Here is a 26,223-nt window from a genome sequence, read left to right on the forward strand (position 1 = left end):
CGTTACCCGGATACGTCGTAGTATGTCTCAGGAGCGCGTCGAGCACCGCGGGATGTTCGTCAACGGCAACTACCATCAGATGAGCGACACGTTCTCGGTCGAGGACCCCTCGACGGGGGAGGAGATCGCGTCGGTAACGGACGCCGGCGAGAGCGGCGTCGACGCGGCTCTCGACTCTGCAGAGCGCGCACAAGTCGAGTGGGCGGCGATGGACCCCGTCGAGCGCGGTCGCGTGCTGCGCGACGTCGCCCGTGCGCTGGAAGATCACGTCGAGGAACTGGCCGACATCTCGACGCAGGAGATCGGGCGTCCGATCGGTCAGTCGAGGGGGCTGGTCGGCAACGCGGTGGACTACGTCGACTACTACGCGGGGATGACCGACAAGATCGAGGGGCAGACGTTTCCGCTGAAACAGTCGAATCAGGCGTTCAGCCGCAAGGAACCGATCGGAATAAGCGCCCAGATCGTGCCGTGGAACGCGCCGGTGCTGCTGTGTTTCCGCGGCGTCGCCCCCGCGCTGGCCGCCGGTAACGCCGTCGTGGTTAAACCCTCGCCCTTCGCCCCCGGCGTCATCCTGAAGCTCGCCGAAATCGCGAGCGAGGCGGGCCTTCCAGACGGGCTGTTCAACGTAGTCCCCGGACTGGTCGAGACCAGCAAGTCCCTGACCACGGACCCGCGCGTCGACCAGATCACGTTCACCGGGTCGGTCTCGACCGGACAGATCGTCGGCAAGGCGGCGATCGATCAGGTCATCCCGACCGTGCTGGAACTCGGCGGCAAGAGCCCGGCCGTCGTCTTCGACGACGCCGACCTCGACGACGCGCTCGACGGGGCGATGAAGGCGATCACGCTCGTCAACGGCCAGGTCTGCTTCGCGACGACGCGGATCTTCGTCCACGAGGACGTCTACGACGAGTTCAAATCCCGGTACGTCGACGCCGTCGAGTCGATCACCCTGGGTCCGGGGTCGGAGAACCCCGATCTGGGCCCGGTGATCTCCCCGGAGGCGGTCGAAGAGATCGATAGCTACGTCCAGAACGCGGCCGACGGCGGTGCGAGCGTGCTCACGGGCGGACGGCCAGCGGACCGCGACGGTAACTTCTACGAGCCGACGGTCATCGAGGGCGTCGACGACGACGCACCGATCTCGTGTGAGGAGGTGTTCGGACCGGTGATCAACCTCTACTCCTTCTCCGACGAGGAGGAGGCCATCCGCCGGGCGAACGACACGGAGTACGGCCTCTACGCGACCGTCTGGACGAACACGCTGGACCGCGCCCACCGCGTGGCCAACGGGATCGAGGCGGGCAGCGTGATGGTCAACCAGTACGCCGGCTCACGCCCGCAGACGCCGTTCGGCGGCTACAAGAAGAGCGGGCTCGGTCGCGAGAAGGGAATGCAGGCGGTCGATCACTACACGCAGTTGAAGACGGTCAACGTCGACATCGGCTCCGTCGGCGACGAGTAAGGCATCTCGTTCGGCTCTCTCGGTTTCTCCCCGTCCTACGGTCGCTCGACCTTCACGTCGAGCACCGCGGGCGTTCCGTCCTCGACGGCCTCGACGGCGTCCGTCAGCGCTCCCGGCAGTTCGTCGGGGTCGTCGACGACGCGCGTGTGGGCGTCGACCAGCGTCGCCGGGGCCGAGAGATCCATCGTGGTCTCGATGTGGCTCTCCGGCACGGCGTCCGCGGCGGCCGCCCCGTCGGGGTACTGCGCCGTCGTCGCGCCCTCGACGGCGTTCCACCCCTGGTTGTCGTAGACGACGGTGAGGGTCGGTGCGTCGTACTCGGCGGCGAGCAGAGCACACGCGGAGGGGTTCGCGAACAGGTAGGAGCCGTCGCCGACGAGCGAGATCACGCGGCTGTCGGGGCTGGCCAACTTCGCGCCGACGCCCGCCCCGCCCGCCCAGCCGAGGCCCGCACCGCCCTTCCAGAAGTAGCTTCCCGGCTCCGAGAGTCGTATTTGCGACATAATCGCGGGGCGGCTGGTGACCGCGTCTTCGACGACGATCGTCTCCTCGTCGACGATCGATTCGACCGCGTCCGAGAGCACCGTCGGCGTGAGTCGGCCCGCCTCGGTGTCGGCCGAGAGGCGGGCTTCCGCGTCCGCCCGCCGCTCGGCGGCGACGTCCCGCCAGAATGACAGACCGTCCTCGTTCGCAGCGTCGAGACGGTCGGCGACGGCCGACAGCGTCGCCGCGGCGTCCGCCTGGATCGACTCGTCGACCGCGAACGGCCACCGGGGGAACGCGGGTTTCGTCGGGTCGGGATCGATCTGGACGACGGTCGCGTGGGTCGCGACGGCGTCCCCGTCGGGGATCCAGGGGACGTCGGTGTCGGCGAGGATCACGAGGTCCGCGCGCTCCAGTGCTACCGTCGGATCGTAGCCGACGTGCTGCCCGTGGTCCCGGGGGAAACAGAGCGTCGTCGGGGTCTGCTCGACGACGCCGGCACCGGCCGCTTCGGCGAACGTCACGAGCGCCTCGACGCGCTCTTCGGCCGGCGCTCGACCGAGGTCGCTCGTGATCACGGCGGGCCGGTCCGCGTCCCGGACGAGATCGAGGAGTCGATCGGTCTCGTCGCCGTCGGCGCCGCCGGGACCGACTCGGCGGCGCGCGGCGGTCGCTGGCGTCGGCTCCACGGTCTCGCTGAGCGCCTCGCGGGTCGCCGTGACGTAGACGGGGCCGGCCGGCTCGGAAACGGCGCGCTCCAGTCCCCGGCGGACCGTCTCGGCCGGATCGGCCGGCGGTCGGTACTGGTCCACCCACCGGCAGTACTCCCGGACGATTCCCGGCTGATCGAAGACGTCCTGGAAGTAGTGGACGGGGTGGTCGCGGGAACCGGAGTGGCCGGCGTCGGTCACGGGCGCGAGGCCCGCGAGCACGTACACCGGCGCGCCGGCTCGGTGGGCGTTGTGCATCGCCGCGCCGAGGTTCTGGGTCCCGACGTCGACGTGGACCAAGACGACCTGCGGCTCACCCGTCACGGCGGCGTAGCCGTGCGCGGCGCTCATCGCGGCGAACTCGTGGGGACAGGAGACGATGCCGGGGATCGCGTCTTCGTCTCCGGCCCGCCTGACAGCGGCGGCCGCCTCCAGGAGCGGGGTGTGGTCGGTCCCGAGGTTCGCGAAGACGTACTCGACACCGTGGCGGTGGAACGAGCGAAGGAACCTCTCTGCGGCGGTACGGTCGGCTGTCGTGGGGTCCGGTTCGGATGCTGACACGTGGGTGCTCTCTCCTACGTGAGACACTCACTGTCGATCCTGATATAATTATGCCGACGTGGTTTCGCCCACGGAATCGGACAGTGTGCCCGACGAGGGGCGGTCATCGCCGTGAAAACGAGGTCCGCAGCGACGTGGGAACGCCCGGAGAAAGGGGTGCCGTGACAGATACCGGGACTGAGTGCCGTGACAGCTACGGAGACGGGGTGCCCTGAAACGGAGTTAGCGCGGCCCGGTGCCCATCGAGGACTTGACGTCCTCGCGCCAGGAGAAGAGGTACTGTTCGGTCTTGCTGAAGACGCCGTATTCGATGATCATCATCACGATCACGAACAGGACGACGTACTGGAGCACGCCGACCATCGAGAACCGACTCATGTTGTCTCGGATCAGGAAACCGATCCCGACGTTCGAGATGACGACCTCCGCGAGGATGGTCACCTTCCACGCGACCGAGAACGTGAACCGGATGCTCGAAAAGATCTCGGGGAGGATCGACGAGAACAGGACTCGTTTGTACACCCGAGTCCGCGACACGCCGAACGCACTCGACATATTGAGCAGGTCCGAATCGACGTTCTCGACGCCGCTCTGGATCATATCCACGACGAACGGGGCCGTGATGACCGCCGTCGCGAGCATCGGCGTCGTGTCGCTGATCCCGAACGCCATCGCGGTAAAGATGACGACGAACAGCCCCGGCACCGCCATCCCGACCAGGACGTAGTAGCGGAGCACCCGTCCCCAGAAGTTGCTTACCCCGAGCGCGATGCCGCCGACGATGCCGACGACGAGCGCGGCGACGAACCCGTACACGATCCGCTGCATCGACGCGACGAAGTGCATCACCCACTCGCCGGCCTGGAGCATCTCGTACATCGACGCCCCCACCAGGAGCGGGGAGGCGATGAGGTCGGTGATGGCGAAGACGCGGGCGCTCAGTTCCCAGACGAGGATGAGGAGGAGGATCGACTCGACGAAGACGACTCTCCGGTTGCCGAGGAGGACTCCTTCCACCGTCCCGCGTAGCTGTGAGGTACTCATCAGCCCTCAGACCATCTCTTCGAGGTCAGAAACCGTCATGAACGTGAGGTGATCCTGCCAGCCCGAGGGAACCTGTCCCAGGTCCTCCATCACGTTCATAACGCTCCGGGCGTCCTCGACGGACTGTTCGTCGAGGCCGACTTCGGAGTACAGCGCCGAGCGCGAGAGGCTCTCGATCTGGTCGACCTCGTTGCCGGAGAACAGGTCCATCAGGAACCGCGCTTCCTCCTGGCTCTCGGCTTCGAGCGTCTCCTGTCCTGCTGGGTCCTCGGCGATCTCCGGAATGTTTTCTTGGACGTAGTTGAGACCCTCACTCCACATATTGATCATATTCAGGAGCACTTCGGGGTTCTCCTCGGCGAAGTCGAGTCTCGTCGAGAGGCTGACGAGTGGCGGTCGGCCCCATCCCTCTTCGAGGTAGTCGTTCCAGATCCACAGCAGCGGTTTGAGCTCCCCGTTGACGATTTCGGTGAGCCCCGCCGACGAGGCCGAGTGGACGGCCGTCGCGAGGTCCCCGCGGAGCGTGAGTTGCGGCATCGTGCCGCGGTCGGTCGTCTGGACGTTGAAGTCGCCGCCGTCCTGCGCCAGGTTGTATCCGTACTTCTCCTGGATGATGTTCTGGAGGTGCGGCACCGCGCCGGCGGCCCAGCCGGGGATCCCGAAGCGCGCGCCCTCGTCGACGATCTTGTCGAGGGACGCCTGGACGCTGCCGGTCTCGTCCGGATCGTACGGACCGCCGACCTCGACCCACGGGGTCGAGACGACGCCCTCGATGTTCCCGAACGTGACCAACTGCTGATCCTGTTCGACGCCCAGGCGCGCGTCCTCGACCCAACTCACGGTCCCCATATCGATCTGTCCGGAGGCGAAGAGCGTCGCGTCCTCGAACGTGAGTTCGTAGTCGAGTTGGTACCCGTCCTCCGCGAAGCGGGGCTGGATGAGGTCGTTTTCGGCGAGGTAGTACTCCATCACGATGTTCACCGGCATCCCGACCGGGGGTGTCGCGAACGACACCGTGGTCAGGTCACCGCTGCCGCCGGAGTCGCCACCGCCGTCTCCGCCGCTGTCCCCACCGCCATCGCCGCTTCCGCCGCTGTCACCGTCTCCGCCGCTATCGCCGTCTCCGCCGCCATCGCCGTTTCCACCGCTCGTACAGCCTGCGAGGGTCGCTGCGACCGCACTGGCGCCGGTCGCCTTGATGAATTTCCGCCTGTCGATACGACTGAATGGCTGCCCGTCCTGTGTCATACGGTATCAAGTCAGCATCAATCATCAAAAACCCATCGGTCACGGACAGCGGTGCACTGCGAAGGCGGTCGAGTGTCGGGACCGATTTTTTCGAATCGCCTGCGATCGGACGCACGCGTGAGTGGACGGGCAATCGAGTAAATCGGTGCGCACGATTGCGGTATCAGCGGATCCGAGGTTGTATACGGGATCTGGTGAGCTGGCACGAGAGCACGTACGCAGGTGTAGGGGTCGGATGCTGCGGTTTCACGGGTGACACTCCCAACACACGTCGTCTAGCGAGCAGTAATGGGAGGCGGACCTTCGACGGGGAGACGTGTCTCTGAAACGCGATTTATGGGGGCGGAAATACTAATTCGTTGACGCTGTGGGTTGGTGTCTCGTAGCAAACCTAAAGTACACCCAATAACTATTGAGGCTCACAGCTATGACCCGAACCAGATCTCTCACAGTCCGTCCACGCTCGTATTCGGCGGCCGGAGCCGACGGAGGTGGCTCGTATGGCGTCTGAAGTGCAACAGTCCGACGAGGGCCCCGAGGCCGCGGGCGTCGCCCACGGAACGTCGGCTGCCGGTGCGATCCACGTCAGGAACCTCACGAAGGTGTTCGACACCGAGGAAGGGACGGAGACGGTCTTCGAAGACGTGAGCTTCGACATCGAACCCGGATCGTTCGTGACGCTCATCGGCCGCTCCGGGAGCGGCAAGTCGACGATGCTGAACATCATTAGCGGCGTCCTCGAACCGACTGAGGGGCGCGTCGAGTTCGAGGCGACCGAAGAGGGCGACGTGACGCTCGGACACGTGTTCCAGTCGCCCCGGCTGCTCCCGTGGAACACCTGCGTCGAGAACATCGAGTACGTCCACGAGAACAACCCCGATTACACGAGAGCGCTGGCCGAGGAGTACCTCGATCTCGTCGGCCTCTCGAACCACTACGACAAGTACCCCTCGCAGCTCTCCGGCGGGCAGCGACAGCGCGTCGGAATCACCCGCGCGCTCAGCATCGACCCCGAGATTCTCGTTATGGACGAACCGTTCAGCAACCTCGACGAGATCACCGCCGAGTCGCTCCGCGAGGAACTCATCGACATCTGGCAGCAACTCGGGAAGACGGTGTTCTTCGTCACCCACGACATCACCGAGGCGATCGAACTCTCCGACCGGATCCTGATGCTCGGCAACGGCGAGATATTCGACGATATGTCGATCGAACTCGATCGACCGCGCGACGTCGACTCCGAGGAGTTCCTGAAGGTTCGACAGGACGCGATCAACCGGTTCCACGCGATCAAGTGAGTGATTCGATGAGACGCACAGATTCACGCCCCACGCAAAGAATTAAGTCTGTCACCGTGATTCGTGAGGATATGCGAGTGAGACTATCGCCAGTACACAGCAATCGAACACCCATCGACGACGGCCGTCGGTCGTCGTCGACCGGGCCGGCGGAGTGAGAGTCGATGGCGACAAGCACCCGATCGATTCCGACGCCGCTCCGTTCGACTATCGGGGACAAGTGGGCCGCGGCGATCATCAGCGTCGTCCTCGGGCTCGCCGCTTGGTGGCTCGTTACGGTGATCTTTCCGCGGGGGCTCTTCCCCGGACCGATAGAGACGGTGAACGCCTCGGCGGAACTGCTCGCCTCGGGCATCGTCTGGACGCATATGGAGGCCACGTTCTTCCGGACGTTCCTCGGATTCATCGGGGCGTTCTTCGTCGGCGGGGCGCTCGGCATCGCGATGGGAATCAACAATTTCGGCGAACACTTCTCGACGCCGATCATCATCATCGCACTGTCCGTGCCCGGCATCGCGTGGGCCGCGATCACGACGATCATCTTCGGATTCGGCGTCGCCGCCCCGGTGGTCGCCACTGCGGTCACCGTGTTCCCGTACATCTCGCTTCGAATCTGGAAGGGCGTCGAGGACATCGATCCCAACCTCATTCGGATGAGCCGCTCGTTCGACATCTCGAAGGGGCGCTTGCTCCGTCGGATGATCCTCCCGAGTATCGCACCGGCGCTTTTCACCGCCGTCCGGTTCGGACTCGCCATCTCCTGGAAGATCGAGACGCAGGCGGAGATCTTCGCCTCGAATTCGGGCGTCGGGTACCGGGCGATAGAGGCCTTCTCGCGCTACCAGTACGACACCGCGATGGCGTGGGCCGCCGTGTTCGTCGTCATCGTCTTCCTCCTGGAGATGGCGGTCCTCCGTCCGCTCGAACGGAAGGTCTTCGCCTACCGCAAGGAGGCGGACTTCGGCGTTCTCTGACCGGTCCCGTTCGTTCCCTTTCGCGACGGTCGATCCCGCTCGGAGGGAGTATTATATACGTGGACGGCGAACCGTCGTCGTATGTCCGTTCTCGCAGCAACAGACGGAACGACCGTCCCGGACCGCGTCGTCGAAGTGGCGGCAGATCTCGCAGCACAGTACGGAGAGGAACTCGTCGTCCTGCACGTGATCCCGGAGGACGTCTTCGAGGAGCAGCGGAAATCCTCCGTCGAGAGCACGTCGGACCTCGCGCTGACCTTCGCCCCGGAGATCACGTACCGGGAACTCGGCGATCAGACGGGGACGCCCGGCGGCAGCGACGCCCGCTATTCGCTCGAACACGCCCAGCGCGACGCGGCCGGCGTGGCGGAGGACGTGACGACGCGGACTGTCGAGGACCTCGACGCGGTCGAGGCGGTTTCCTACCACGGACGCGTCGGCGACGTGACCGAGGAGATCCTGCACGTCGCGGACGAGGCGGACCCGCGGTATCTCGTCGTCGGCGGGCGGAAGCGGACGCCCGTTGGAAAGGCCATCTTCGGGAGCGTGACGCAGTCGCTCCTGTTGGAAGCCGACCGGCCGGTCGTCACGGTGATGAGCGAGGAGTAGTCGATCAAATGAACGCTGAAAACACAGCCGTCGTGACGGGTGCGGCGACCGGAATCGGACGAGCGATCGCGGAGCGACTCGCGGCCGACGGCGCCCACGTCGTCGTGGCGGACATCGCCGACGGGAGCGAGACGGTCGCCCGCATCGAGGAGGCGGGCGGCAGTGCCGAGTTCCGCGAGGCCGACGTCACCGACGAGGACGCGATGCGGTCGCTGTTCGCGAGACTCGACCTCGACGTCCTCGTCAACAACGCGGCGTACTACGCGCCGCTGGTCACGGACAAGAAACGCTTCGACGAGATCTCCGCCGAGGAGTGGGACACGGTGCTCGCGGTGAACGCGAAGGGGACGTTCCTCGCCTCGAAACACGCCCTCGACGCCTTCGACGACGGCGGGAGCATCGTGAACATCTCGTCGTCGGTCGTCACGATGGGCGTCCCGGGATTCCTCCACTACGTCGCCTCGAAGGGCGCGGTGCTCGCGATGACCCGCGCGATGGCGGCCGAAGTCGGCGACATCGGCGTTCGCGTCAACGCCGTGATGCCCGGGTTCACCTGGTCGGAGGCGTCACAGCAGGCCGGCGACGAGTACCTGGAGGACTACGTCGACAACCAGGACCTCGACCGCGTGGTCGAACCGGAAGACATCGCGGGGGTGGTCTCGTTTCTCGCCGGCCCCGACAGCGGCGTGATGACCGGGCAGGCGATCAACGCCGATCCGGGGCTGTCGTACTACTGACGCGGGTTGCGCCGGGATTGCGTTCTCCGGCCAGTCAACTCAGAAGCGTCACGCCGATCGCGCCCGCAACGGCGACGAGCGCGCCTGCGACGAGCCGCGGTGTGATCCGTTCGAGGTCGTCGCTCACGAAGACGATCGAGAGGAAGATGACGACGAGCGGGCTCGACTGGACCAGCGGGACGACAAGCGACACCGGTTCTAACTCCAGCGCGCCGTAGTACCCGAGCAGAAAGAGCGTGTTCGCGAGACCGGCTCCGACGAGCCACGGGAGTTCGCGGCGCTCGACCGACCGGAGATCCGGGAGTCCCTCCGTCCACCAGAGATACAGCAGGAACCCGAGGCCGGCGCTGACCGTCTTGACCGTTAGCCCGGTGAGGACCGCCGCGCCCTCGGCGAACCCGAGTTTCGCGAACGTCGGCTCGATGCCGTAGAAGAACGCCGCCGCGAACGGGAACGCGAGACCCACGTACCCCGCGCCACCGTCATCGGCGTCGGAACGCCCGTGTTCGTGGGTGATGATCCCGATTCCGAGGACGATGGCGACCATCGAGAGCAGGTGGCCGCCGGTGACGATCTCCCCGAGCACCACGACCGCGATGAGCGAGGCGTGCAGCGGCTGCGAGGCCTTGATCGGTTCGGCGCGACTGGAGCCGATGCGCTTGATCCCCTCGAAATGCATCGCGCGGCCGACCATCGTCCCCAGCAACCCCGCGGCCGTGAACGCACCGAGCGATCGGAGCGTGAGGTCCTGGATCGGCGACCCCAGCAGGAACGCCGCGGGCACCAGAGCGAGGACGTTCACCGCGAGCACCACGACCAGGGCGTCCGAGGAGTCGCTGGTGATTGTACCGTAGCGGATCGACAGCGACTGTACCGCCAGCGCGACCGCCCCGAACGCGGCCAGGAGGATCCCCAGGGTGAGGACCCCGTCAGTCGGGATCATCGTATCGCTCCCGGGTCGATGACGACACGACCGCGTCTCGGAGAGTCGGGACTCTCATCAGCACTGCGTTGCATCGTTAGCGAGGTGGATGTGATGCGACATAACGGTTGGCATCGATCGGGTTCGACGGCGATCAGAGTGGAGCGGAGGCGACCGAGGAGTCAGTGAAGATTACCGCCACCGCATAATGCGGTGTTCGGCCGCGCGGAGACTCTCTTGGCCGACGATGATCAGGACGACCGGAACGACGACCCAGCCGAGGAGCAGGTCAACGCGCTGCTGTTGGAACCAGTAGTTGACCATATACCCGACGCCGGAGCCCGCACCGAACACCTCCGCGATGAACAGCACCTTCCAGGAGACGACGAGCCCCCAGTACATCGACGGGAAGAGGTACTGAAGCACCTGCGGGAGCAAGATGTCACGGTAGCGCTGGAGTCGACTCGCGCCGAAGAAGTCCGCCATCTCCGTGATCTCGGGGTCGAGTTCCTGCGTGCCCTCCCACATATTCAGGATCACGAACGGGACGCCGACGATCACGACAGTCAGGACCGGCACCCACTCGGAGATCCCGAGCGCGATGATGAGTGCGAACGCGACGGCGATAGACGGCACCGAGAGGCCCAGAACGATCCACGCGCGGAGGAACGCCTCCGCTTCCTTCCGGAGACCCATCGCCGTGCCGACGACCGTGCCGACGACGACGGAGATGGCGAACCCGGCGAGGAGTCGACGGAACGTGTCGAAGATGTTGCTCTGGTAGCTACCGAACTGGGGGTCGGTGACCACCGTCTGGGTCGCCACGATCAGTTCGACCAAGCCGGGGAGAACGTACGAGGGAAAGAATTGCGAGCCGAGCTGCCAGGCGGCGAGCAGTACCACTGCGACGGCAGCCTTCTTTTCGATATTTCGTTCTTGGATGTAAGAATACATAGGGGATGTCGAGACGTTGAAGCCGTTACTGTGGGTTCCGGAGGACGTCGTCCTGCGACGGCATCTCCTCGAGGAAGTCGTAGCTGCTCATCAGTTCGACGAACTGCCAGGTGGCGTCGCGGTAGTCGTCGGTGGTGGTGTCGCGGAAGATCTGTCCGTCGTTCGCCCACTCGTCGACGACGTCGACCTTCGCCTGATTGTCGATCGCGGCGGTCTCGCCGTACTCGTCGAGGATCGACACGGTGTTCTCCCGCCAGTGTTCCGTCGCGCTCTGTCCGCCGCGGAGGAGCGCGGCGGCGGTCTCGGTGTTGTTCTCGTACCAGTCGGAGTAGCTCCACCACGAGGTGAGCGGCAGCGTGTACCCCGTCCGTTCCCGCCACATCGCGTTCAGCTGGGTCAGCCGACGATACGTGTCGGGGTCCGATTCCATCGTGATCGTCAGCCCGCTCACGTTGATGACGCCGTCGATCTCCTCGTCCTGCAGGAGCCCGAGGAGGGCGGGCGGTGCGGCGGTCGTGGTCCCGAAGTCCTGCCGCAGTCGGAGGCCGGACTCCTCGGCAACGACAGCCTGGAACGCCTGAACCGTCGAGGACCCCCACGACCACACCCCGATCCGCTGGCCTTCGAGGTCGCCGATCGACTCGTACTCGCTTCCCGCCCGCGTGTACAGCGCGTTGATGCTCTGGAGACAGCCGTCCCAGCCGAAGGTGACGAGGTCTTCCCCCTTGATGTAGTTGCCCATATAGGGAATCATCGAGACCATGTTGACGTCCACTTCCCCGCTCGTCAGCGACTGCACCTGCGCGCTAAACGGCGCGTAATCGACCGTGAGATCGATTCCCTCCGCCTCGAAGACGCCGGCGTCGGTCGCGGCCTCGTACATCGGATAGTGGATGGTCCCCTCCGGCAGTTGGATCCGCACGGCCGTCAGATCGTCTCCCGCGGAGCCGGTAGTGGTGCCCTCCGAGCCGCCGTCTCCACCGCCGCCGCCGCTGTCGCCGCCACCGCCGCCGTCTCCGCCATCTCCGCCGTTCCCGCCGCTGCTACAACCGGCCAGTCCGGCGACTCCGACTGCGCCTGATCCAGCGATGAACCGCCTTCTGCTAACACGAGGCATAATACCTCGAATCTTTTCGAGTGTAATAAAATCACCGGGACAATCGTGAACGTCCGTGCGCGGAACGGTCGACGGGGCGCGGAGCCGAGGCGGTGGGTAGCCCGACGCAGTGTCGCGGAACAGCTATGGAAAGATTATTATCCTCCGACCGTCTTGTGCTATCTGTTCACACGATCTATGTACCGATACGATCTCTGCGCGGGTATTCTATTCGAAGACGGGTCGGGAGGCGGGCGATGACTGCGACCGGCGAGGGGGCGGCCTCGACCGGGGAGTCCGCCACGGCGGGAGCGACGCTCGAACTCCGAGACATCGTCAAACACTTCGAAAAACCCGGACAGGGTCAAATTCTCGTCCTCGACGAGGTCGACCTCGACGTCGAAGCGGGCGCGTTCATCTCACTCCTCGGTCCCTCCGGCTGCGGAAAGACGACGCTGATGAACGTCGTCTCCGGGCTCATCGAACCGGACCGAGGGACGATGCGACGGGGCGGCCGCGACGTCTCTCCCGACGACCTCTCGCTCGGGTACATCTTTCAGGAACCGCGGCTGCTCAACTGGAAGACAGTCGCAGGGAACATCGAGTTCGCGCTCGAAGCCCGGGACGTCCCGGAGGCCGAGTGGGACGAGCGAGTCGAGCGCTATCTGGAGATGGTCAACCTGGCCGACGAGGGGGACAACTACCCGACGCGACTCTCCGGCGGGATGAAACAGCGCGTCGCGATCGCGAGAGCGCTCGCGACGGAGCCGGAGATTATGCTGATGGACGAACCGTTCAGCAGCCTCGACGAGATCACTGCGCGCGACCTCCGCGAGGAACTGCTGGACATCTGGAAGCGCGAGGAGAAGACCATCCTGTTCGTCACCCACGACATCAACGAGGCGGTGTTTCTCTCCGACTACATCTACATGATGAACACCGACGGCGAGATGTTCGCCCGCCGTGACATCGACATCGACAGGCCGCGGAAGTACGACGACCCGGACATCGCCCAGCGCGAGGCCGAACTGTACACGGAGTTCCACGAGCAAGTGGTGGACTGAGATGGATCGGCTGACACGGAGCCTCTACACCGTCGCGTCGATCATCACGCTCCTGGCGCTGTGGTACGTCGGCGGCGTCACGCTCCCGGAGGTCGTCCCGGGACTCCCGGAGACGTACGCCGCGCTCGTCGTCGTACTCACGACGCCGGGCCCGTACGATCATATGTTCTACTACCACGTCTGGAAGACGATCCAGATGCTCTTCGCCTCTCTCCTCGTCTCGATGATCGTGGGCACCCTCTTAGGCGTCGCGCTCGGTCGCAGCGAAACGCTCGAAAGCACGCTCGCGACGTGGGTGTACGCGTGGCTGGCGATCCCCTCGCTGGTGATCGTGTTCGTGTCGGCCATCTGGATCGGGTTCGACGCGAGCAGCGGCTACTTCGCCATCCCCCTCGTGATCACCCCGTTCGTGGGGCTGAATATGTGGGAGGGCGCTCGAAACCTCGACGACGACCTCGCGGAGATGGCGGAGTTCTTCGGGGCGGGGCGCGTCCAGACCTTCACGGACATCATCATCCCGCAGCTCGCCCCGTTCCTGTTCGCCAGCTTCCGCTCGGCGCTCTCGATCGGGTGGAAGATCACGCTGCTCGTGGAGGCGTTCCTCCTGACGCGGGGCGTGGGGTTCATGTTCCGACGGTACTTCGACCAGTACGACCTCCCGACGATGATGAGTTGGCTCATCATCTTCGTGGTCTTCCTCATCGTCGTCGAGTACGGCGTCCTCGCTCCGCTGCACGAGCGCGTGATGGAGTGGCGACCCGACGCCGAGGGCGTGAGAGTGACGGAGTAGACCGAGCGGGCGGTTCCTCGATCGCGAGTTCTGGACTGCGGTTCTCGTCTGCGTGCGTGCCTCCAGTTCCGGAAAGCGCGATCTGCGTCACGCTTCAGTCCTCCAGGATTTCGTTCTCGGTAGGGGATACAGTCACACGTCCTGAAAGACGGACGCGGAACAACGGAACGTCCGCTCGACAGAGATTCAGCTCTCGAAAATTCGAATGGCTACCGTTTCAAATATGAAAACAAACTCCCGGGCACGTACCGGAGATCGATATCCCAAACATCCTCGCAAACATCGGTACATCTGTTATCTCATAGAACAATAGTGATGATTCGAGCACGCTGACACGGTGTTTCCGTGTCTCTCTCGTCACTCCCTCCTCACGAACGGCCGACTACGGATCCCGGCAGTATCGTGATCGCTTTCGATTCTCCGTTTTGAGATACAGAATTCTCTCACTTTGTAGTAGCCGTTGGAACAGACCGGCAGAGGCCGAGTGCAATCACCCTCGTCGGTACCCCCTCGGCGTCGGGTCGGACGTTGAGTGCGGCGTCCGGCCCGCTGTCGACTATTGCGACCGCCGTCGAGAGCGCGAGGAACTCGTGTGGGCAGACGACGAACTCCGGGAGGTCGCCTCCGCCCGGGACGGGTGGACAGACCCGTACATATATATCGTCGATAATCGAGAAACGAGTTGTGCGCGTACTGAGATGCGAAGGGGGACGCAGTCTCGGAGAATGACGCGGCTCGCTACTGAACGGGTTCCGGACTTCGCGACGCTCTCGGTTCCGTTAGCGGTGCTCGCCGCGGGGGCCGTTCGGCTCGGCTCGCCGTTCGCGCCGGCGGGAGCGACGATGTTAGCGATCACTACGCTCTGTATCGTCCTCTGGGTCGGGAACCTCGTCCCACCGGCGTACACGGGCGTGCTCTGTCTGGGGCTCGTCGGGTTCGCGTTCTCCCTCGACCTCGCGCTGTCGGGATTCAGTTCGCCGGCGACCTGGCTGATCGCGTTCGGCTTGGTGATGGGCGAAGCGACGCGTCGGAGCGGGCTCGCGGAGTGGGCCGGTCGCTGGGTCATCCACCGCGTCACGCTCGAATCGCCCGCGGCGAAACCCGCGCGAACGTACCGCCGGCTGTTGGTCGGCCTGTCCGCGGCGGGGCTGTTCCTCGTGTTGGTCATCCCGGTCGGCATCGTCCGCGTGCTGGTGCTCGCGCCAGTCGTGCTCGAAGTCGGCGAGCGGTTCGACTCACCGCGGGTGCGACTCGGCCTGTTCTTCGGTCCCATTCTGGTCACGTATCTCGGGACCTTCGCCGTCCTCACGGGCGGCTCGCCGAACATCATCGTGCTCGGCATCCTCGAATCGGTCGCGGGGACCTCGATTCCCTGGACCGAGTGGTTCGCTCTGATGTTTCCGGTGATGGGCCTCGGACGACTTCTCCTAATCAGCGGCGTCGTCTACGCGATGTACCGGCCGCCGTCGGACCTGCAGTTGACGGACACCGCGAGCGAACTGCGGTCGATGTCGAAGTCGGAACGCCGGATGTTCGGCTTTCTCGTGGCCGGCGTCGCCGTGTGGGTGACCGACGTGTTCCACGGCTTCCATCCGGTGTACGGCGCGCTGCTGGTGGTCGTGCTCGTGTTCCTCCCGCGCGTCGGCATCGCGGACTTCGAGGAGACCGTCGGCGAGGTCGACTTCTCGATCCTGTTCTTCGTCGCCGCCGTGCTGGCGATCGGCGAGGGACTGACGCGAACGAACGTCGCCGGCGCGCTCGCGGAGGCGATGTTGACCGTCGTCCCGACGGACGCCTCGCTGTTCGTCGTCCTCGCGATCGTGTTCTCCGCGACCGTCGCGCTGATGGTCGTGATGGGCGGACTCGCGGCCGTGAGCGTCGCGACGCCGATCGTGGTCGCGCTCGCGTCGGACGCGGGAGTTCCGCTGGTCCCGGTCGTGTTGGCGTCGACGGCCGCGCTGGGCGTCCCGTTCATCCCGTATCAGTCGGCCGTGCTCGTCGTCATCTTGGCGTACGACATCGTCGACGCGCGGGAACTGATCCGCGTCACCGGCGTCGTCGCGATCGCGACCGCGGGGCTCCTGATCCCGGTGCAACTCGGAATCCTCTCGGCGGTGTTCTGACAGCGCGAACACTGGCCCGTCGAGCGGCGGGGACAGAGCGGTAGACCGACCGGGTGAGACGGAGCAGTAGGCCGACCGGGTGGGCCAGGGCGGTAGGCCGGCAGTGTGGACCGGTGCGGTAGCGAGGCTCGTTCGGGTGGCCGTGTGCGACGGACTTTTGTACTCGCTCGCGTATCTTCGGACGATGCTACACGCCAACGGTTCGCTGTTGACGGTCGACGTGGGCGACCGTACCGCGGAGACGACGAACATCGACGACGAACTCGAGGAATTCATCGGTGGGCGGGGAGTCTCGACGAAATTAGCGCACGACCGGATCCCCTTCGACGCAGACCCGCTCGGCCCGGAAAACCGGGTCTACCTCGCCTCGGGCCCCCTCCAGCAGTCATCGATGAGTTTCACCGGCCGGATGAACATGACCGGCCTCTCGCCGCTGACCGACGGAGTACTCTCCTCGAACGCCGGCGGCTACCTCTCGCGGAACTTCGTCGGCACCGGTCACTCCGTTGTCGAGGTCGCCGGCGAGAGCGACGACCTCCTCGCAATCCACGTCACCGACGAGGGCGTCGAGTTCGAGGAGGTGCCGGAACTGGCGGGTGCGACCGTCCCCGAGGTGACCGAAGAAATGAACGAGCGGTACGGCCTCGAGGCGGAGAACCTCGTCACGATCGGTCCCGCGGGCGAGAACGAGGTCCGGTTCGCCGCCGCGATGACCTACGACGAGCGGGCGTTCGGCCGCGGCGGCCTGGGTGCGATCCTCGGCTCGAAGAACGTCAAGTGCCTCACCTTCGAGGGCGATTCCGCCCCCGACGTCGACCTGCCGAACGAGGACGTGCATATGGACGTGCACCGTCAGGCGGCCACGAGCGACGACATCTTCCGCCGACAGGGGACGACCCACCTCGTGCAGATTCTCAACGACAACTTCTCGCTGCCGACGCGGTACTTCTCGGAGATGTCGTTCGAGCACGCCGAGAAGATCAACGGCGACCGCGTCGAGGAGAAAAAGTACAAGAAGGCGGCGTGTTCGGTCTGTGCGTTCGCCTGTAAACTCCCGACCCGCGACGAGGAGCGCGGCGTGGAAACAGAGGGTCCGGAGTTCGAGACCGTAATGGCCTTCGGCAGTAACTCCGGCGTCGGCGACATCGTCGACGTCATGAAGTCCAACGGCCTCTGTGACGATCTGGGGATGGACACCATCTCCTGTGGAAACACCATCGCCGCCTACCTCGCGAGCGAGGACGAGTTCGGCAACGTCGAGTTGATCCACGAACTCATCGAGAAGATCGCCCGTCGCGAGGGCGTCGGCGACAAACTCGCCGAGGGCATCGACCGCATCCACGAAGACCTCAACGTCGAGAACTGGACCGTCAAAGGGATGGACTTCGCCGCCCACGACGGCCGCGTCGTCCACGGACAGGGACTCTCCTACGCGGTCGCGAACCGCGGTGCCGACCACATGTACTCGACGCTGATGATTCCGGAGTACAACGACGTCATCCCCGCTGAAGGGACTGCTGGAAAGGCCGACTTCCTGATCGATCACGAGAACCGCAACGCGGTCCGCGACTGTGCGGTACTCTGCCAGTTCGGGCTCGGTCGCGTCATCGAGGAGGAGGTCTTCGAGGCGCTCTTCGACGAGGACTACGAGGACATCCTCGCCATCGGCGACCGCATCGTGAACCTCGAACGGCACTTCAGCAACCAGCGCGGCCGCGACGCCGCCGACGACCGCCTGCCCTACGACCTGCCCGACCTCGACTCCTCGATCAAAGAGTACTACGACGCGCGCGGTTGGAACGACGACGGCGTCGTCCCCGGTGACCTCGTCGCCGACTACGCGCAGGCGGACTGACGGAACCTCTCTCCGGTCGCTTTACCGCGTTCACCCCACACCGCCATCGCCGTCTGACCCACGGCGATTCGGCTCCTCGGGAGGACGGCGAAAACGACTCCCGAGGACCGGTACTCGGTCAGTCGTCGTTCTCGGGCTCCTGTGACTTGTACCGGTCGCGGAGGTGGTGGGCCCCCTCGTCGGACCAGTCGGTCTCGTCGGTGGGCACGTAATCGTACTGTCGGCGGGCGTGCTGTCCGGCCTTGCCGCCCCACCAGACGAACCCGTCAGAGCCGTCTTCGGGGGTCCACGTGATCGTCTCCCACTCGGGGTCGAAGATCAGGTAGCCGCCGGCGAAGATCTCCACCTTGTTGCCGGAGGGTTCGAGGTAGTAGTTGAAGTGCGCCTGGCTGATACCGTGCCGGGCGGGGCCGCCCACGAACTCGATGTCGCGTTCCCTGAGGAGGTCGGCGGCGCGTTCGAGTTCCCCGCGGTAGCCGCCGTCCATGTAGTAGGCGACGTGGTCGATCTTGTCGACGACGTTTGCGTCCGGCGGTGGCGTGATGAAGGCGACTTCGTGGACGAGCGGACTCACGCTCATCCACGCGCCGACCTGGTTTCCGTCGGGATCCAGCCCCTCCTCGCGGAGTTCGAACCCGAGGACGTGCTCGAAGAAGTCGACGCACTCGGGGACGTTGCTCACGTTGAAATTCACGTGGTCGATGCGGCGGAAGCCCGCACCGCGTTCCGGTTTGCGGGCGGGCTGGTTCTTCAACCGTGGCTTGTTCTCGTCTGCGACCGTGTCGAACGCGCGGTCGACATCGTAGACCAGTTCCATATACTCGGGCGTCGCGCCCGGGTAGTCGAACCTGAGGGCGCGCCCCTGGCCGGGTTCGGCTCCGTCCTCGACCCACTCGGTGTCGTATCCAGCATCCTCGATCCGCTTCTCGAAGTCCTCGAAGTCGCTCTCGTCTTCGAGCATCCAGGCGACGTGCTTGCAGCCCCAAGTGTCGCCGTCGCGGATGATGAGGGTGTAATCCTGCCAGTCGCCGAAGGCCGCCAGGTAGTACGCGTCCGCCTCCTCGTGGCGGACGTACATCCCCATCGTGTCGCGGAAGTGTTCCAGCGACGCCTCCAGATCCGGACAGTACAGTTCTGCGTGTGCAAGGGTTGCAATACCCATATGTCGAGTCGATAATTATGTTATTTATTTGTTACTATGGTTTCGAGTGTCTGGGAAGCAGAAACAACAATTTGTCTACCGGTAGCCAATACCCAAAGTTGCTCATCTTAGAAAAATGTATATAAGAGAACTACTAACCGTTTTGTATGGCCGAACTAGCCAAACTTGGACATATAGCGTTCGAGACGCCCGATCTCGAGGAGTCCCTGTGGTTCTTCCGGGACCTAATGGGGATGAAAGTCGTCGAACGCGACGACGACACCGCGTATCTCTGTGCGCTCCGGGATTACGAACACCACACGATGAGCCTCACGGAGGGCGAGCGGGGGGCGGTCGACCACATCGGCTTCCGCGCGAAGGATCCCGAGTCCGTCGAGGAGTACTACGACCGGTTCGAGGAACTCGGTCGGGACGTCTGGTGGACCGAGGACGGCCACGAGGCCGGGATCGGCGACTCGATCATGTTCGAATCGGAGTCGGGCCACCGGTTCGAGATCTACTACGAGATGGAGAAGCCGGACATCGACGGCGAGCAGCGCTCGAACATCCCGATGCGTCGGTACAGCCCCGAGTACGCGAACCGGGTCTACCCCCAGCGCATCGACCACACGCACGTCCAAGACGGCAATCCGGAGGCGACCTCCCGGCTCTTCGAGGAGGAGTTCGGGATGGGCCTCAACGAGGTCTTCAAGTCCGAAGACGGCACGACCTGGGGCTGGTGGCACGCGACGACGCCGCTGCCGCACGACATCGCCGTCCATCGGCTCGAAGAGGACGAGACCGAGTTCCACCACATCGCCTACCACCTCGACCACCTCCAGGACCTGTGGGACGCCGCGGACATCCTCTCGGAGAACAACGTCGAGATCGACGGCGGCCCGGGCAAACACGCCATCACGAACGCGAACTATCTCTACGTGAACGACCCCGCCAGCGGCATCCGCCTGGAACTGTTCGCCGGGCCGGGCTACCTCAACTTCGAACCCGACTGGGAGACGGTCGTCTGGCAGGAGGACATCGGCTCGGAGTCCGATCACCAGTGGTTCGGCACGCAGTACAGCCTCGGCGGCATTCCGTACACGGACCGCTGAGTCGCGGCGTCGGAAACGCCCCGTTCTGCACTATTCTTCGGCGAGTCGAGCGTTGACCGTCCCGATCGAGGTGAACTCGACGGAGACGACGTCGCCCGGGGCCAGATCGACCGCGGGCGTCAGCGAACCGCTCAGGACGACGTGCCCGGACTCGATCCGTTCGTCGAGGTCCGACAGCGTGTTCGCGAGCCACGCGACCGACCGGGCGGGGTGATCGAGGACGGCCGCGCCGACGCCGGAGGATTCGAGCGTGCCGTTCTTGTAGAGTTTGACGCCTTCCAGCGAGAGGTCCGTGTTGGCGAGACTCGTCTGCTCGCCGGCGACGTAGAGCGCCGAGGAGGCGTTGTCGGCGATCGTGTCCTGAATCCGAATGTCCCAGTCGCGCACGCGGCTGTCGATGACCTCGACGACGGGGAGTACGGAACCAGTGGCGTCGAGCACGTCCAGATACGTCACCGGCGGTTCGAGCGGTTCCTCCATCACGAAGCCGATCTCGGGTTCGATCCGCGGCTGGATCAGGTCCTCGCCGGGGATCTCGCGACCCTCGACGAACATCGTGTCCAGCAGTCGACCGTAGTCGGGTTCGTCGACACCCAGCTGCTCCTGAATACCGTCGCTGGTCAGCCCGATCTTGTGGCCGACGATCTCGGCGCCATCGTCGAGTCGGCGGTCGATGAAGCGCGTCTGAATGTCGTAGGCGTCCGCCATCGACAGGTCGTGCTCGGCGGTGAGCCGGCCGATCGGCGACTTGGTTCGAAGCGCGTCGTAGAGCGCGTCGGCCAACTCCTCGCGTGTCTCGTCTGGGACTGCCATAGGCTCGCTACCGCCGGCGGCGTCAAATAGGTTGGTGATCCGGTCGGTCCCGCGGTCGGGTCGCCGCCGAAGTGACTCGGCGCCGCCGACTCGAGAGCGCTATCTGCGACGCGGATCCCGGGCTTTTATGCGATATTACCACCGAGGAACCGGTATGGACGTCATCCACAGCGCGATCTGGGTATCGGACGTCGAGGAAACGCTTGACTTCTACGTCGGCGCGCTCGGCCTGGAGAAGACGAACGAGTTCGTCGGCGGCGACGACGCCCGCAACGTCTACGTCCGCGGCGAGAGCGAGACGGAGATCCAGTTCAAACACAACCCGGATCACGACCTCGGGGAGCCGTCCACCCGACGATTCGACCACCTCGCTATCGAGGTCGACGACACCGACGGCGCGGTCGAGCGACTGCGAGAGGAGACCGACACCGAACTCCTGCGGGGTCCGCTCGACTCCACCGGCGCGAGCGCGCGCGTGGCGTTCATCACGGACCCCGACGGACACGTCATCGAACTGGTCGAACCGCGCGAGGACCTCTGAGGTAGGTCGACGACGACAATCGAACCGGACAGACGGACGGAAAAGTCGAGGCCGAACCGCGGAGTCGAACCGACAGGTCAGTCGTCCGAGGCGGCTTCCGCGGCCGCCCCGGACTCCTTCTCTTCGGCGAGCCGCGAGGCGACGTCGGTGATGAGGTCCTCCTGCCCGCCGACGACCTCCATCTCGCCCAGTTTGACCAGGATCTCGCGGGGGTCGATGTCGTACTTCTCGCCCGCGCGCCGGGTGTGTCGGAGGAACGACGAGTAGACGCCGGCGTAGCCGAGCATCAGCGAGTCGTTGTCGAGCTCCGGCATCTCGTCGTCGTCGATCATCGGGACGAGGACGTCCTCGGCGGCGTCCATCACGCCGAAGAAGTCCGGGTTGATGTCGTAGCCGGCCTTCTCCAGGACCCCGACGAGGACTTCGATTTGCGCGTTGCCCGACCCGGCACCGAGGCCGCGGAGGCAGCCGTCGGTCGTCACCGCGCCCTCTTCGAGCGCCGCGAGCGTGTTGCCGATGCCGAGCCCCAGGTTGTTGTGCGCGTGGAAGCCGACGTCGATGGAGAGTTCGTCGACGAGCAGACTGATGCGGTCCCGGACGTCGTTGGGAAGCAGCGCGCCCGCGGAGTCCATCAGATAGACGGCGTCGGCGCCGTACTCCTCCATCAGTTTCGCCTCCTTCAGGATCCGCTCGGGCTCGGCCATATGCGAGAGCATCAGCAGGCCGTTCGCCTCCAGGCCGCGGTCCTTGACGTAGCCGAAGTGGTCCTCGGAGATGTCGGCCTCGGTGACGTGGGTCGCGATCCGACAGATGTCCGCCCCGTGGTCGACGGCCATATCGAGTTCCTCGACCGTTCCGATGCCCGGGAGCAGGAGTACCGAGAGTTCGGTGTCGGTGAGTTCGGGCACGACGGCGTCGAGGTACTCCTCGGTCGTGGCCGCCGAGAAGCCGTAGTTGATCGAGGAGCCGCCCATCCCGTCGCCGTGTGAGACCTCGACGACGTCCATGTCAGCGGCGTCGAGGGCCGCCGCGACGTCGGCCATCTCCGCGGGGGTGAACTGGTGGTCGACGGCGTGCATCCCGTCGCGGAGCGTCATATCGACCAGCCGGACGTCCGAATCAGTCATCGCTGACACCTCCGATCGCGTCGGCGTCGACTTCGTGCGTTGCTACCCGTTCGGCCGCTCCGAGTGCTGCGCTTGTCATAATGTCCAGATTGCCCGCATACGGTGGGAGATGCTGCCCCTCGCCCTCGACTTCGAGCATCGTCGTGAGGATGATCTTGTCTTCGAGGTCGAACGCGACGTCGTCCTGATCTTTCACCGTCGGTTCGAGCGTGACGTCGTACCCGGGGACGTACTCCCGGACCGCCGATTCGATCCGCGAGACGGAGTCTTTGACCTCGCCGACGTCCGTGTCCTCGTGAACCATCGTGTAGACGGTGTTCCGCATCATGATCGGCGGCTCCGCCGGGTTCAGCGTGATGATCGCCTTCCCCTCGTCGGCGCCGCCGACCTCCTCCAGGCCGGCCGCCGTCGTCTGCGTGAACTTGTCGATGTTCTGTCTCGTCCCCGGGCCGGCGCTCTTCGAGGCGATGTGCGAGAGCATTTCGGCATATTTGACGTCCGCGACGCGGTCGACCGCGTGGACGAGCGGAATCGTCGCCTGTCCCCCGCAGGTGACCATATTGATGTTCTCGTGGCCGCTTTCGACGACGTCGTCGACGTTGACGACCGGGACCGTGTAGGGGCCGATCGCCGCCGGCGTGAGGTCGACCGCGAACAGGCCGAGGTCCTCGTAGACCGGGGCGTGCTGCTCGTGGATGCCCGCGCTCGTGGCCTCGAAGACGAGGTCGAACTCGTCGGCGTGCTCTTTGACGCTGTCGATGCCGTCGGTGCCGACACCGACGCCCTCGTCGACGGCCGCCTGGAGCCCCTCCGATTCCTCGACCGGGAAGATGCCGATCATCCGCTGGAGATCGATCTCGTCCCCGCGGTCGAGTATCTTGTACATCAGGTCGGTTCCGATGTTACCCGGACCGACGATCGCCGCATCTAACGACATACGTTCCGGTACGAATCTATCGTACTAATAACTTCGCTTGGCACTGGTGGGACGCACCGGGTTCCGGCGGCTGGCGGAGCCGAAAGACGGGAGGAGCGAAGTCGAGACCGACGATCCCGGCGAGGTCGGACGACAGCCGCGGGGAGCCGTCGGGCCGCCCCGCTCAGAACAGGTAGTCGCGCGGCTCCCGCTGGACCGAGGTCCACTTCGTCTCGGTGAACTCGTCGATGATCCACTTGCCGTTGTACCGCCCGAGGCCGGAGTCCTTCACACCGCCGAACGGCACGTGCGGCTCGACGTTGACCGGCTGGTCGTTGACGTGCATCATCCCGACGTCGATCCGATCGGCCACGTCGCGAGCGTGTCCGCGATCTGCGGAGTGGACGGAGCCGGCGAGGCCGTACTCGGTGGCGTTCGCGAGTTCGACCGCCTCCTCGTCGTCACCGAACGGGATGATCGGCGCGACGGGGCCGAAGTGCTCGTTACACGCCGCGGCCATATCGTTCGTGACGTCGGTGATGACGGTCGGCTCGACGAACAGGCCGTCGGACTCGCCGCCGGTGAGGAGCGTCCCGCCCTCCTCGACCGTGCGCTCGACGTAGTCCATCATCTCGTCGCGCTGGGACGCGTTGATGATCGGCCCGATCACGACGTCGTCGTCGGTGGGATCGCCGATCTTCAGCTCGGAAGCGCGCTCGGCCAGGCGTTCGGCGTACTCGTCGTAGAGAGACTCGTGGACCAGGTGGCGGTTGATCGAGATGCACACCTGTCCCTGGTTCCAGAAGGACCCGAAGACGCCGGCGTCGACCGCCTGATCGAGGTCGGCGTCTTCGAGGACGACGTGCGGGTTGTTGCCGCCGAGTTCGAGGGCGGGGAAGGCGAAGTGCTCGATGGCGTTCTCGCCGACGAGTCGACCCGCGCCGGTCGATCCGGTGAACGCGACGACGTCGCAGTCGGGGTGGGCCGCCGTGCGATCGCCCGCGACGGACCCTCGTCCGGGGACGACGTTGAGCACGCCGTCGGGGAGGCCGGCCTTCTCGAAGAGCCGAGCGAGCAGCAGGCCGCCGGAGATCGTCGACTCCTGGGCGGGCTTGAGCACGACGCTGTTCCCGAGTGCGATCGCGGGCGCGACCGCGCGGATCGAGAGCTTCATCGGGACGTTCCACGGCGAGATCACGCCGACGACGCCGACGGGCTCCTTCCGGATGATGTTCTCCTTGCCGGGGATCTTCGACTGATTGTGACCGCCGGAAGAGCGGAACGCGAAGGACGCGGCGTCGTGGACGAAGGTGACGGTCCCGCCGTGCTCGATGTCCTGCCGCGGCTTCGCGGCCCCCGTCTCGACGGCGAGGATCTCTCGGATCTCCGCCTCGTACTCGTCGATCAGGTCGGCCGTCCGGCGGACGACCGCGGCGCGCTCGTCGGGCGTCGTCTCCGCCCACGCCGTCTGTGCGCGGGTCGCCGCCTCGAACGCGCGATCGACGTCCTCCTCGGTCGCGGCCGGAACCTCAGTAATCGACTCCTGCGTCGTCGGGTTTCGGATGTCGATCCGATCTCGCCCTTCGGGCGTCTCCCAGTCGCCGTCGATGTAGAGTCCGCCCCAGGGCGCGTCGATCGAGATCTCCTGGTCGTGGTCGGCTTCTTGCATACGTCGTGGACAACGATCGCAACGAGTAAAATGATGTCGACCCCGGAACCGCTTGTGAAATTAAATAGACCGCGTGTATGTAACTTAATTCAGTTACACTGACCTCGCAGTCGCGGTCGAAAATCCGCCTGTCGAAAGTATAATGAGCGCACCGGCGAACCGTAGGAGTGTATGCCACTCAGCCAGGACGAGGTCGACCGCCTCGCGACGAAACTCCACGAGGCCTACGACGAGAAGGAACCGATCGAACCGCTGACCGACGACGTCGAGTTCTCCACTGAGGACGCCTACCGTATCCAGTTCGAGGTGTTCGATCGACTCAGCGCGGGCGGCCGCGACGACGTCGTGGGCCACAAACTCGGTCTCGTCAGCGAGGCGAAGCAGGAGCAACTGGGCATTCCGGAGCCGATCTTCGGCTACGTCGCCCACGAGACGGTACTCGAGAACGAGCCCGTCCCGACCGACGAGATGATCGCCCCGCGGATCGAGGCCGAGATCGGGTTCATCCTCGACGAGGATCTGACGGCCCCGGTCTCGACGATGGACGTCCTCACGGCGACGCGGGCAGTCGTCCCCGTGGTCGAGATCCTCGAGAGCCGGTATCAGGGCTGGTCGATCCCCTCCGCCCAGGACGTCATCGCGGATCTCACCTCCGCCGGCAAGGTCATCGTCGGCGAGCAGTACCGCGACGTGACGGACGTCGACCTGAAGATGGAGAGCGTCGCCGTGTCGGTGAACGGCGAGGTCGAAGCCACCGGTATCGGCGGCGACATTATGGGGAATCCCGCTCGACCCGTCGCCTGGCTCGCAGACCGACTGGCCGACGTCGACGACGGCCTCCGCGAGGGCGAACTCGTAATGAGCGGCGGTATCTCGGCCGCCATCGACATCGAACCCGGCGACGTCTACACCGTCGAGTTCGCGAATCTCGGTACGATGGAAATCCGCGCGGATTAGCGCGTCGACCC

23 protein-coding genes are annotated in these 26,223 nt (G+C 65.1%); 12 read left to right on the forward strand and 11 right to left on the reverse strand.

Annotated features, from left to right (window positions below; all coding sequences use genetic code 11):
* Positions 1 to 22: 22 nt before the first annotated feature.
* A complete protein-coding gene (locus tag NO360_RS09175; protein ID WP_256307497.1) occupies positions 23 to 1,468 on the forward strand; it encodes an aldehyde dehydrogenase family protein in 1,446 nt (481 codons plus the stop codon).
* A gap of 35 nt (positions 1,469 to 1,503) precedes the next feature.
* Here the strand turns inward: NO360_RS09175 and NO360_RS09180 are convergent, their stop codons facing one another.
* From NO360_RS09180 to NO360_RS09190, 3 genes are all read right to left on the reverse strand, one after another.
* A complete protein-coding gene (locus NO360_RS09180) occupies positions 1,504 to 3,222 on the reverse strand; it encodes a thiamine pyrophosphate-requiring protein (protein ID WP_256307498.1) in 1,719 nt (572 codons plus the stop codon).
* A 222-nt stretch (positions 3,223 to 3,444) separates the two neighbouring features.
* A complete protein-coding gene (locus tag NO360_RS09185) occupies positions 3,445 to 4,266 on the reverse strand; it encodes an ABC transporter permease (RefSeq protein WP_256307499.1) in 822 nt (273 codons plus the stop codon).
* A gap of 6 nt (positions 4,267 to 4,272) precedes the next feature.
* The gene (locus NO360_RS09190; RefSeq protein ID WP_256307500.1) at positions 4,273 to 5,514 is read right to left on the reverse strand and encodes a twin-arginine translocation signal domain-containing protein; all 1,242 of its coding nucleotides are present in this window, start codon (positions 5,512 to 5,514) and stop codon (positions 4,273 to 4,275) included.
* A 500-nt stretch (positions 5,515 to 6,014) separates the two neighbouring features.
* Between NO360_RS09190 and NO360_RS09195 the strand changes: the two genes are divergently transcribed.
* The 4 genes from NO360_RS09195 (at position 6,015) to NO360_RS09210 (ending at position 9,132) form a co-directional block, all read left to right on the forward strand.
* Positions 6,015 to 6,812, forward strand: coding sequence for an ABC transporter ATP-binding protein (locus NO360_RS09195; RefSeq protein ID WP_256307501.1), 798 nt, complete (start codon positions 6,015 to 6,017; stop codon positions 6,810 to 6,812).
* Positions 6,813 to 6,976: 164 nt separating this feature from the next.
* Positions 6,977 to 7,786: an ABC transporter permease gene (locus tag NO360_RS09200; RefSeq protein ID WP_256307502.1), complete on the forward strand. Its 810-nt coding sequence runs from the start codon at positions 6,977 to 6,979 to the stop codon at positions 7,784 to 7,786.
* A gap of 81 nt (positions 7,787 to 7,867) precedes the next feature.
* A complete protein-coding gene (locus NO360_RS09205; RefSeq protein ID WP_256307504.1) occupies positions 7,868 to 8,395 on the forward strand; it encodes a universal stress protein in 528 nt (175 codons plus the stop codon).
* 8 nt (positions 8,396 to 8,403) lie between these two features.
* A complete protein-coding gene (locus tag NO360_RS09210) occupies positions 8,404 to 9,132 on the forward strand; it encodes an SDR family NAD(P)-dependent oxidoreductase (protein ID WP_256307505.1) in 729 nt (242 codons plus the stop codon).
* A gap of 34 nt (positions 9,133 to 9,166) precedes the next feature.
* On the opposite strand, the gene NO360_RS09215 is transcribed toward NO360_RS09210, so the two are convergent.
* The 3 genes from NO360_RS09215 to NO360_RS09225 form a co-directional block, all read right to left on the reverse strand.
* Positions 9,167 to 10,075 carry a DMT family transporter gene (locus tag NO360_RS09215; protein ID WP_256307506.1) on the reverse strand — a complete coding sequence of 303 codons (909 nt, stop codon included), beginning with the start codon at positions 10,073 to 10,075 and terminating at the stop codon, positions 9,167 to 9,169.
* A 171-nt stretch (positions 10,076 to 10,246) separates the two neighbouring features.
* Entirely contained in the window at positions 10,247 to 10,957 is a 711-nt protein-coding gene (locus NO360_RS09220) for an ABC transporter permease (protein WP_256307507.1), read from the reverse strand.
* A 76-nt stretch (positions 10,958 to 11,033) separates the two neighbouring features.
* Positions 11,034 to 12,125, reverse strand: coding sequence for an ABC transporter substrate-binding protein (locus NO360_RS09225; RefSeq protein ID WP_256307508.1), 1,092 nt, complete (start codon positions 12,123 to 12,125; stop codon positions 11,034 to 11,036).
* Positions 12,126 to 12,361: 236 nt separating this feature from the next.
* Between NO360_RS09225 and NO360_RS09230 the strand changes: the two genes are divergently transcribed.
* The 4 genes from NO360_RS09230 (at position 12,362) to NO360_RS09245 (ending at position 17,936) form a co-directional block, all read left to right on the forward strand.
* Positions 12,362 to 13,168 (forward strand): ABC transporter ATP-binding protein, encoded by an 807-nt coding sequence (locus NO360_RS09230; RefSeq protein WP_256307509.1) that lies wholly within the window; start codon positions 12,362 to 12,364, stop codon positions 13,166 to 13,168.
* Position 13,169: 1 nt separating this feature from the next.
* Positions 13,170 to 13,958, forward strand: coding sequence for an ABC transporter permease (locus NO360_RS09235; protein WP_256307510.1), 789 nt, complete (start codon positions 13,170 to 13,172; stop codon positions 13,956 to 13,958).
* Between the two features lie 725 nt (positions 13,959 to 14,683).
* Positions 14,684 to 16,081 carry an SLC13 family permease gene (locus NO360_RS09240; RefSeq protein ID WP_256307511.1) on the forward strand — a complete coding sequence of 466 codons (1,398 nt, stop codon included), beginning with the start codon at positions 14,684 to 14,686 and terminating at the stop codon, positions 16,079 to 16,081.
* A 184-nt stretch (positions 16,082 to 16,265) separates the two neighbouring features.
* A complete protein-coding gene (locus NO360_RS09245; protein ID WP_256307512.1) occupies positions 16,266 to 17,936 on the forward strand; it encodes an aldehyde ferredoxin oxidoreductase family protein in 1,671 nt (556 codons plus the stop codon).
* A gap of 118 nt (positions 17,937 to 18,054) precedes the next feature.
* Here the strand turns inward: NO360_RS09245 and NO360_RS09250 are convergent, their stop codons facing one another.
* On the reverse strand, positions 18,055 to 19,098 hold the full coding sequence (locus NO360_RS09250) for a VOC family protein (RefSeq protein WP_256307513.1): 1,044 nt from the start codon (positions 19,096 to 19,098) through the stop codon (positions 18,055 to 18,057).
* Positions 19,099 to 19,244: 146 nt separating this feature from the next.
* Between NO360_RS09250 and NO360_RS09255 the strand changes: the two genes are divergently transcribed.
* Positions 19,245 to 20,189: a VOC family protein gene (locus NO360_RS09255; RefSeq protein WP_256307514.1), complete on the forward strand. Its 945-nt coding sequence runs from the start codon at positions 19,245 to 19,247 to the stop codon at positions 20,187 to 20,189.
* A 30-nt stretch (positions 20,190 to 20,219) separates the two neighbouring features.
* Here NO360_RS09255 and NO360_RS09260 read toward each other — a convergent pair whose 3' ends face one another.
* Complete coding sequence (locus NO360_RS09260; protein ID WP_256307516.1) at positions 20,220 to 21,002, reverse strand: 2-keto-4-pentenoate hydratase; 783 nt, start codon at positions 21,000 to 21,002, stop codon at positions 20,220 to 20,222.
* A 154-nt stretch (positions 21,003 to 21,156) separates the two neighbouring features.
* Between NO360_RS09260 and NO360_RS09265 the strand changes: the two genes are divergently transcribed.
* The gene (locus tag NO360_RS09265; protein WP_256307517.1) at positions 21,157 to 21,543 is read left to right on the forward strand and encodes a VOC family protein; all 387 of its coding nucleotides are present in this window, start codon (positions 21,157 to 21,159) and stop codon (positions 21,541 to 21,543) included.
* 77 nt (positions 21,544 to 21,620) lie between these two features.
* Here the strand turns inward: NO360_RS09265 and dmpG are convergent, their stop codons facing one another.
* The 3 genes from dmpG to NO360_RS09280 form a co-directional block, all read right to left on the reverse strand.
* Positions 21,621 to 22,670, reverse strand: coding sequence for a 4-hydroxy-2-oxovalerate aldolase (gene dmpG, locus NO360_RS09270; RefSeq protein ID WP_256307518.1), 1,050 nt, complete (start codon positions 22,668 to 22,670; stop codon positions 21,621 to 21,623).
* Entirely contained in the window at positions 22,663 to 23,607 is a 945-nt protein-coding gene (locus NO360_RS09275) for an acetaldehyde dehydrogenase (acetylating) (protein WP_256307519.1), read from the reverse strand. The genes dmpG and NO360_RS09275 overlap by 8 nt, the downstream gene beginning before the upstream one ends.
* A gap of 163 nt (positions 23,608 to 23,770) precedes the next feature.
* Positions 23,771 to 25,255, reverse strand: a complete 1,485-nt coding sequence (locus NO360_RS09280) for an aldehyde dehydrogenase family protein (protein ID WP_256307520.1) — start codon at positions 25,253 to 25,255, stop codon at positions 23,771 to 23,773.
* 171 nt (positions 25,256 to 25,426) lie between these two features.
* On the opposite strand from NO360_RS09280, the gene NO360_RS09285 reads away from it, so the two are divergent.
* Positions 25,427 to 26,212 (forward strand): 2-keto-4-pentenoate hydratase, encoded by a 786-nt coding sequence (locus NO360_RS09285; RefSeq protein ID WP_256307521.1) that lies wholly within the window; start codon positions 25,427 to 25,429, stop codon positions 26,210 to 26,212.
* The last annotated feature ends 11 nt before the right edge of the window (positions 26,213 to 26,223 follow it).

Origin of the sequence: Halobellus litoreus (assembly GCF_024464595.1) — an archaeon.
GTDB classification, from domain to species: Archaea; Halobacteriota; Halobacteria; order Halobacteriales; family Haloferacaceae; genus Haloquadratum; species Haloquadratum litoreum.

What these genes read in the sequence shown, in the direction of transcription:
- NO360_RS09175 (WP_256307497.1), top strand. Translation starts at nt 23, where the DNA reads ATGTCTCAGGAGCGCGTCGAGCACCGCGGGATGTTCGTCAACGGCAAC.
- NO360_RS09185 (WP_256307499.1), bottom strand. Translation starts at nt 4,266, where the DNA reads ATGAGTACCTCACAGCTACGCGGGACGGTGGAAGGAGTCCTCCTCGGC.
- NO360_RS09190 (WP_256307500.1), bottom strand. Translation starts at nt 5,514, where the DNA reads ATGACACAGGACGGGCAGCCATTCAGTCGTATCGACAGGCGGAAATTC.
- NO360_RS09195 (WP_256307501.1), top strand. Translation starts at nt 6,015, where the DNA reads ATGGCGTCTGAAGTGCAACAGTCCGACGAGGGCCCCGAGGCCGCGGGC.
- NO360_RS09200 (WP_256307502.1), top strand. Translation starts at nt 6,977, where the DNA reads ATGGCGACAAGCACCCGATCGATTCCGACGCCGCTCCGTTCGACTATC.
- NO360_RS09205 (WP_256307504.1), top strand. Translation starts at nt 7,868, where the DNA reads ATGTCCGTTCTCGCAGCAACAGACGGAACGACCGTCCCGGACCGCGTC.
- NO360_RS09210 (WP_256307505.1), top strand. Translation starts at nt 8,404, where the DNA reads ATGAACGCTGAAAACACAGCCGTCGTGACGGGTGCGGCGACCGGAATC.
- NO360_RS09215 (WP_256307506.1), bottom strand. Translation starts at nt 10,075, where the DNA reads ATGATCCCGACTGACGGGGTCCTCACCCTGGGGATCCTCCTGGCCGCG.
- NO360_RS09225 (WP_256307508.1), bottom strand. Translation starts at nt 12,125, where the DNA reads ATGCCTCGTGTTAGCAGAAGGCGGTTCATCGCTGGATCAGGCGCAGTC.
- NO360_RS09230 (WP_256307509.1), top strand. Translation starts at nt 12,362, where the DNA reads ATGACTGCGACCGGCGAGGGGGCGGCCTCGACCGGGGAGTCCGCCACG.
- NO360_RS09235 (WP_256307510.1), top strand. Translation starts at nt 13,170, where the DNA reads ATGGATCGGCTGACACGGAGCCTCTACACCGTCGCGTCGATCATCACG.
- NO360_RS09240 (WP_256307511.1), top strand. Translation starts at nt 14,684, where the DNA reads ATGACGCGGCTCGCTACTGAACGGGTTCCGGACTTCGCGACGCTCTCG.
- NO360_RS09245 (WP_256307512.1), top strand. Translation starts at nt 16,266, where the DNA reads ATGCTACACGCCAACGGTTCGCTGTTGACGGTCGACGTGGGCGACCGT.
- NO360_RS09250 (WP_256307513.1), bottom strand. Translation starts at nt 19,098, where the DNA reads ATGGGTATTGCAACCCTTGCACACGCAGAACTGTACTGTCCGGATCTG.
- NO360_RS09255 (WP_256307514.1), top strand. Translation starts at nt 19,245, where the DNA reads ATGGCCGAACTAGCCAAACTTGGACATATAGCGTTCGAGACGCCCGAT.
- NO360_RS09260 (WP_256307516.1), bottom strand. Translation starts at nt 21,002, where the DNA reads ATGGCAGTCCCAGACGAGACACGCGAGGAGTTGGCCGACGCGCTCTAC.
- NO360_RS09265 (WP_256307517.1), top strand. Translation starts at nt 21,157, where the DNA reads ATGGACGTCATCCACAGCGCGATCTGGGTATCGGACGTCGAGGAAACG.
- dmpG (WP_256307518.1), bottom strand. Translation starts at nt 22,670, where the DNA reads ATGACTGATTCGGACGTCCGGCTGGTCGATATGACGCTCCGCGACGGG.
- NO360_RS09275 (WP_256307519.1), bottom strand. Translation starts at nt 23,607, where the DNA reads ATGTCGTTAGATGCGGCGATCGTCGGTCCGGGTAACATCGGAACCGAC.
- NO360_RS09280 (WP_256307520.1), bottom strand. Translation starts at nt 25,255, where the DNA reads ATGCAAGAAGCCGACCACGACCAGGAGATCTCGATCGACGCGCCCTGG.
- NO360_RS09285 (WP_256307521.1), top strand. Translation starts at nt 25,427, where the DNA reads ATGCCACTCAGCCAGGACGAGGTCGACCGCCTCGCGACGAAACTCCAC.